We start from the raw sequence: 6,596 nt of genomic DNA on the forward strand, positions 1-6,596 counted from the left end.
GGTAACTATAACCATCCTAAGGTAGCGAAATTCCTTGTCGGGTAAGTTCCGACCTGCACGAATGGCGTAATATTTTCTTAAGGGCTTCCTTGCTGATCGCAGGCAGGAAGCACGGGAAGGTTACCCCGTGCCTGCCGCGCGCCGAGCGGACGCGGAACGAGAACCCCAAGAACGTGAATGACGTGTGCTCATAGGAGCCCCGCCGGTTGGCGTCCTTGCAATAAACGATCCGGGTTTTGTCGGGATGTAACCGCAGCCCGACCTCTTCCATCCTGCCCCCAATCGCTTCCACCACTCTCATGGCTTGGCGTTCACTGACGCAGTGCACGACCGCGTCATCCACATAGCGCTCAAAGGAGACGGTCGGGAACTCCCGCGCCATCCACATGTCGAACGCATAGTGCAGGAACAGATTCGCCAGCACGGGCGAAACCGCCGACCCTTGCGGAGTTCCACGGTCTCGCCGCCGCAAGGTTCCGTCGGGCAGTTGAAGCGGAGCGCGCAGCCACCGCTCCACATACAGCACTACCCAACGCTGATCAGTGTTGGCCTCCACCGCTTTGACCATGAGGCCCCAGGCCACGCTGTCGAAGAACTTCTGGATGTCGAGATCGACTACCCAGTCGGTCTTGAAGCAGCGCTCCCGGCACTTCCCCACCGCATCCAGAGCCGACCGGCCTGGCCGATACCCGTAGGAGTCTTGGTGGAATTTTGGTTCCACCCGCTTCTCCAACCGGGTCGCAACCACGGTCTGCGCAATCCTGTCCGCGACGGTTGGCACCCCGAGAACCCGAGTTCCTCCGCCATGCGGTTTCGGTATTTCCACCGCTCGCACCGGGGGCGGAAAGTAGCTGCCCGACGACATCCGATTCCAGATCTTATAGAGATTGCTCCGCAGATCCTTTTCGAACTCCTCGATCGAGCAGCCGTCCACTCCCGGCGCACCCTTATTAGCCTTGACCTTCCCCCACGCCTCCCAAACTTCCCACTTGGAGATCTCAAACGGCTTTCCTGACGACTTCAGCTCGTCCACGCGACTCCTCCCAGGCAGCGCCCGGTTGATCGAACGAACACAGCCACGGATGACCCGGCCCCTTCGCTCCGTCCCCATTACAGGGACCTCACCACTACTACGGGCCGGTCCGCCGGCGAGTCCCGCACCGGTACTCAATCCCTCACGGTTTCCGCCGTTGCGGGACGCTCCCTTTCACCGCCCATACGGACGGAACTATCGGGACTCGCCTTCCCACGTTCCACGCGAAAGCAGCAGATCAGACTCGCGTCGCCTCCATGCCGGGCACCATCTGGCCAGTAGACGGGTTTCCGCCAGACTTGTCCTGGAGCCATATCTACACCCTCAGTTTTGATGCCATCTGAATACGTTTTCGACACGTCATCAGCGATTCGCTCGCGCTCGCCTTCCCGATCCCCACCTGACGCCTCTCGCGACGCCTTTTCCACATCGCTCACCACGACGGTCTTCAGCCAACGCGGCATGTGGTGGTTTGAAGCCTCCCCCCGCAGGGCGACTCCGAAGGGCCTACCTTCATCATTCGCGCAGCACCGCATTCCAAGAGGCACCTACCTACATTCCGCACCTCTCTTCCAACGTTCGTGGCACACCGAAATCACCTACATCCGCGCCTGGGAAGGCTTCCTCTACCTGGCCGCGGTCATCGACTGCCACAGCAAGGCGACCCGCGTGTCGCCGCCGGCGTATGAGGTGAGCGGGAAGCCGTCCAATAGAGGATCGTCTGGGAGTAGCGGCTTCGGGTTGACCCTGCCGACGCAGGCGTGGATTTCGCCGGCGGCCAGGCAGGCTGGCGGCGCTTCGATGTCGACCACTCCCCCCACGCCCGGCGCTCTCCCAAGTGGTCCTCCTCCCTCGGGTCTTGGCACGGGTGACCGTGGTTGAGGCGAAGGCGAATCACCTGCCCCGCCGACGGCTCGGTCAACTCCAACAGTCCCGCGAGTCTTGACCTGCTTCCCAAAACGCCGTCATCGGTCAGGAAGGAAGGTTGTGGGGGTTGGTCACGACCAGGTCGAAGTCCCCCCAGTTGCCGTCGATCCAGGCGATCACCGGCTGGCCGCGGGCGTCCAGGGCCATGGCCAGTCCTGGGCCGGGAGCGCGTGTGCTTTTGGCCACGGGGGTGTGCGTGCAACGGGTGCCCCAGCAGGAGGCGACCACGATCTGGCCATTGCTGAGGTCTTGGTAGGCCACCAGGGCGCGGCCGGCCTCGTCTACCGCCAAGGCTGGGGGCATGTTGTAGGCCCCTGGGGTGGACAGGACAACGGTGTCGCCTTGCGAGCAGGAGCGGTTGCGGCAGTCGAGCAGCCTGGCCGATCCGTCGGCCGAGTCGCGGTAGGCGATCAGGGGGCGGCCGTCCTTCCTGACCAGCACGGTCGCGCCGGGGGGAGTGTCGCCATCCATGTTCGGACCCCACGTCCAGCCGCCCTGAACCGGATGTTCGACGCGTACCGTATCGCAGGAGTCCTCGCAGGTGATTACTGTGACGGAGCCTGTCCTGTCATCGGACCGCACTACCACAGGAGCGTTGAGCGGACCCGCGGCGACAGCGAGGCCCTGGATCTTGAAGGGTGAGGCCCTGGATGGAAGGTCGATCAGGTCTTTCGTCTGGGATTGGGCGCAGGTCTCGTCCTCGCAGGTGGTGACGGAGATGGTCTCGCCATGCTTCTCGTTATCGCGTGCCTGGGCGATCATCAGGCCGCCGTAGTGGCCAGGCGCCAGGGCTACCTCCCTGTCCTCGTCTTTCACCTCGCCCGGGGACCTGCCGCCGGCCGGGGGTAGGCAGCCCTTCGCGTCGCAGACCAGCAGCCCCAGTTTGGCCCGCCAGGTCTTGTCCTCGCCCCGCGAGGTCCAGGTGGTCAGCACGATCCGGCCATCTGGCAGCCGGGTGCCGACTGAGATGGGATCCTTGTCGGCGTGGGCGGGCTCGGCCCACGCGTACCGGTATCGGGCGCAGGCGCTGTCGGCGCAGGTCAGCGTCCTCGCCTGGTCGCTCCCGTCCATGAGCATGACCATGTTCGACCCCTGGCCGGCGAACACGGCCCGCAGATCCCAGGTACCGAGCGTGGGGGCGGGGCGCCCGTCCTGCGGCGGACGCTCACGATGGGACCAGGAGGCCGTGACGACCGTCTGGTCCACCTCCAGCCAGCCGAACGGGTTGACCAGCATCGTGCCCGCGTACAGCAGGCCGGGCAGCAGCAGCGCGGCGAGCACCGGCACCGGCCTGGCCGGGGAGGGCCCGCTGTCGGGCAAGGACTCGACGACCCGGTCGAACTCGGCGGGCGTGCCGCGCAGCGCCAGCCGCCGCAGGTACAGGCGGGCGATCACCGTCGCCTGGAAGGCGGGCAACACCAGTCCCAGGACCGAAGTCGCCGCGCCACCGAGCACGAGATGGCCCGAGGCCGCCCACTCCACCGCCTGCCGCGCCGCGACCGGAAGAACCAGCACGCCAAGGGCCAGCGCAAACAAACTGGACCCAAGGCCGCTCTGGGTCGGTCCTACCGCGCACGCCAGCCGGTACCCTCGGGCGATCGCTTTTCCCGGGGATTGGCCCTCCAGCGTCACGGCCGCCACACTCAGCAGGCACGGCATCGCGATCAGCGCGAGAACGGCCATCATGAAGAACACCCCTGGCAACGGCCCGTCCCGCAGGCCGAAACCCGCCGCCGCGATGGCCGCGCACACCAGCAGGCCCAGTAGCGCCAGCCCCAGCATCGCCGGCAGCCGCCGCACCGCGGCCCGCATCGCCTCTGACACCCGGACCCGCCTGCCGGTCAGCAGTCCGGCGGCGAGCACCACCGTGGCCGGCAGGACCACGACCTGAGCGGCCAGCACCAGCCCGGTCGCCACCACCGTCCACGCCAGCAGCGGCCCGACCGGCGGATGGAACAGCTCGAACGAGCCGTTGACCAACGTGGCCGAACCACCTACGACGGGCACCAGCCCCAGCGAGGCCACCAAACCAAGCGGCACGAACACCAGAACGGAAGGCGTCACCAGCCGGATCAGGTGCCGCGCCGTGAGGAGGTAGGCGGACCAGACCACCCAGCCGCGCCGCATTCTGTCGCGGATGTCTTGGTGGCTGTCGGTGATGCCTTGTGTCAAGTGGTCGCCGTTCAACGGGCGCATCGTGTCTAAGGGGGAGGAAGGCGCCTCAGGTTCGGGCATGGGACCTCCAGAGGGAAGAGTTCACATGAGCCTAGGATGGGCCGCTGTTCGGAACAGGGCCGCGAACCGTCTCGGCATAAGATCGAACCCGCGGCCGGGCACGTTCCGTACTCCAAGGACACGAAAGCCGCGGGGGCCCTCCGGCGGTGCCGGCGTCGCTGTCGACCTCGCCACCGCCACGCCTGCCAGCTCGCCCTCCCACCCGCGCGACGGGCGGCGCGTCGCCTCTCCGGCATCTGCGGCGAAGAACCGCACGCTCACTCGGGTTCTAGGATTCGTTGCAACACCGCAGCTGTGGGGATGCGATGGACTTCGAAGTCCGCGAGGTACGCGAGGCGCACAGAGGCGAAGAAGCCCCGGGCTGACTGGGAGGAATACTCCGGCTCATGGCTGTGGGCTACGGCGGCAAAAGCGTCACGTCTGGTCCTCGTGAACGAACGAACCGGCCGCGAGTGGCGCGACGTACACCCCTGGTCCCGGCCCGGGGGCGGCCGCCCGCTCAGACTGTGCGAGCGGCTCCTTTACCGAAGGCGGCGTCCCGCTGGCCGCGCGCGCACGAACGAATCCCTACCGTGTGTGAGCGCCTCGATCCGTACCATCGCCACCGAGCTGGACCGTAGTCCTTCGATGGTGAGCCGGGAGATCGATCCTGGTCGCGTGAGGGTCGCTGAGGACGCTGCGGGACTGTGGCGCTATCGATCCCATGCGGCCCAGTCCTGGGCCGGCACCCGGCGTCCGCGGCCAGGTGGGCGAAAATGACAGCCAATTCGGAATCACGTGAGGTCGTGCGATCCTGACCGCAGCTGGAGTGGAGCCCCGACCAGATCACGCAGATCCCGTGGCCGGTTCCCCGACCTGCCGGAGATGTGGTGTCGCACGAGACGATCTACCAGGCGCTCCCCGGCCAGGGACGGGGAGAACTACGCCGCGAGCTGACGTGGGCGCTACGGACTGGCCGCGCGGTCCGGCAACCGTATCGCCACCACGGGCCGCGCCAGCCCCGACTCATTCTCACCCAGGGGTTGATCAGCGACCGTCCAGCCGAGGTGGAGAAGCAAGCCGTCCACGGTCATTGGAAGGGCGTCTCATCACCGGCGAGGAGCGGAAGTCACAGATCGAGACGATTGTCGAGCGCACCAGCCGCTACGTTCCGCTGGTCCACCTGCCCTCGGATCGCACTGTCGAGACGTTCTGTGACGCCCTGACCGCGCCCATCACCACTCCCCCTACCGAACTAAAGCAATCCCAGACCCGAGGCCAAAGCAGCGAGATGCGCTCGTACCATCGGTTCTCTCTCGCCACTGACTTGCCGGGCTACTTCCGCGACCGCACAGCCCCTGGCGGCGTGACGAAAGCAAGAACCTATGGGGCAGGGTGGAGTGCGTGGAGCTCCTTCGCGGGGGGATGATGCGCGCTGCGTCATTGCGTGACTCGGAGAGCACGTGCCGGAAGGCCTTCCGTTGATCTGTCCACGACAGCATGCGAGGCGCGAGCCCTGGCGTGGAGTGACTTGATGGCAGCCCGGTGAGTCGTCGACTCGCGACAGATCTGCCCCCTCTGGTCAGAGTTCTCGCCTCGGTCCCGTCACCTACGACAGCGGAGAGGGGAGGTCTTGATGGTGACAGCGGGGATCGACCCGCACATAGACCCGCACGCCGCAGGGGCCGCCGGCTCCGGCAATCCGCGCGCCGGCCGCTCATGGTGGAGAACGACGCGTCGCCGATCACCGTACTTCCCGGCTAACAGCGCCACCTGCCGGCCGCCGACCAGCGCGCAGACGCCGCGATAGGGCCTGTTTCAGAAGTTGTGTGAGGGGTCTCGGGTGAGGGCTGCGTGTGCTCGAGAGGCTTGAGCGGTCCAGATGGTGACGTCGGAAGCGATGCGGCTCGGGTCGGTCGCGGTATCAAGGCGGTGATACCGACGAAGCGGGTCGCGGTATTCGACCTCGTAGGTGCCATCGTCGAGGCGGGCGACTGAGGCGAACCAGGTGGGGTCGTCTTCGTGTGGTTCGACGATGACGAAGGTGTTGTCGGGCAGGGCGAGCTCGATGATCATTTCGTAGAGGGCGTCCTCGGACGGCTCCACGATGAGTTGGCCGCCCTCGGTTTCCGCCTTCAGCCGGATGTACTCGCGCCCCACTATCGACCCCTTTCCAGGCGTACGGGTCACCGCTCCAACAGATTGTGCAAGATCCCAGCCGCGGCCAAGAGCGTGGTGACAACCACTCGTTGACGCAGGCGAAATGTACGGTCGCTTCGTAGCGGACGGCCAGCTTGTCATACCGCGTGGCCACGGCGCGGTGGCGTTTGAGCCGGTTGATCGCGCACTCGACGGCGTGGCGCTCGCGGTAGTCGATCTTGTCGAAGGCGGGAGGCCGGCCGCCGCGCGATCCACGTTTGCG

The 6,596-nt window shown here is 66.3% G+C and carries 2 protein-coding genes, 1 rRNA gene and 1 pseudogene; 1 reads left to right on the plus strand and 3 read right to left on the minus strand.

From position 1 onward, the window contains the following. Positions 1-102: ribosomal RNA gene (locus tag ACWEJ6_RS54055) — 23S ribosomal RNA — on the plus strand; the annotation flags it as partial. Positions 103-124: 22 nt separating this feature from the next. On the opposite strand, the pseudogene ltrA reads toward ACWEJ6_RS54055, so the two are convergent. From ltrA to ACWEJ6_RS54070, 3 genes and pseudogenes are all read right to left on the minus strand, one after another. Then, positions 125-1,111 (minus strand): annotated as a pseudogene (gene ltrA / locus ACWEJ6_RS54060) (group II intron reverse transcriptase/maturase); the annotation flags it as partial. 894 nt (positions 1,112-2,005) lie between these two features. Next, the gene (locus ACWEJ6_RS54065; RefSeq protein ID WP_452433537.1) at positions 2,006-4,147 is read right to left on the minus strand and encodes a hypothetical protein; all 2,142 of its coding nucleotides are present in this window, start codon (positions 4,145-4,147) and stop codon (positions 2,006-2,008) included. A 1,845-nt stretch (positions 4,148-5,992) separates the two neighbouring features. Beyond that, positions 5,993-6,334: a hypothetical protein gene (locus tag ACWEJ6_RS54070; protein ID WP_452433538.1), complete on the minus strand. Its 342-nt coding sequence runs from the start codon at positions 6,332-6,334 to the stop codon at positions 5,993-5,995. Positions 6,335-6,596: the final 262 nt, after the last annotated feature.

The sequence above is a fragment of the Nonomuraea sp. NPDC004702 genome (assembly GCF_053601695.1).